General features: G+C 56.9%; 1 protein-coding gene. It reads left to right on the top strand.

All coding sequences use genetic code 11. The annotated features are described in order from the left end of the window. The coding region (locus A3730_RS05400) for an alpha/beta fold hydrolase (RefSeq protein ID WP_063537658.1) at positions 1–610 on the top strand (610 nt) is incomplete at its 5' end. Positions 611–805 lie beyond the last annotated feature (195 nt).

Genomic DNA, 805 nt, shown 5'->3' with positions numbered 1-805 from the left:
CCCACAGTTACCGCTCGTTCTCGGCGGCCACAGCATGGGCTCTTTTATCGCGCTGGGCACAGCAGAGCAACACGGTGACGCCCTCTCCGGCCTGGTAATGTGCGCCAGCGATTATCATCCCGGTGCCTACTACCGGTTAATGTCCCTGCCCATCCTGTTCGAGCGCATGCGCCGGGGCAAACGCAACCCCAGCCCGCTGATACACAAGCTCACCTTTGGCACCTGGGCAACCCAGGTACCGGACCCGACCACCGATTTCGACTGGCTGAGCAGCAATGCCGAAGAAGTGAAACGTTATATCGATGATCCACTGTGCGGGTTCGATTGCAGTACGGAAACCTGGGTGCAACTGGTAACCGCCATGCGTCGCATACAGAGCATTTCAGGGCTGTCCGAACTGCCGGAAAACTTGCCCGTACTACTGCTGGGCGGTGAACAGGACCCCATGAGCGACAACGGCAAGGGCATGATGGCCCTGGAGAAAGTGTTGCATGCCATGGAGCAACCGCTGACCACGCACTTCTGGCCTGAAGGCCGGCATGAAATCCTCAACGACCACTGCCGTGACGAAGTGCACCAGGCGATCACCGAGTGGCTGGGAAGTCTCTGAAAAACCGGGTCACGTGCGACATAAAAAAACCGGGCAAAAAGCCCGGTTTTTTTTTTCAAACGCCTGGCGTTACTTGAACAGACTGTTCTTGATGTCCTTCAGCCCATCCAGGGTGCTATCCCAGGTTTTTTCCACGCTGTCTTTCACTTCTTCCCAGCGAGTATTGCTGTCGTTACGCACCTCATCCAGCTGCGC

It is taken from the genome of Alcanivorax sp. HI0044 (assembly GCF_001634945.1).
The sequence above is the reverse complement of the archived record's forward strand: the minus strand, read 5'-3'. Positions and strand labels throughout refer to the sequence as shown.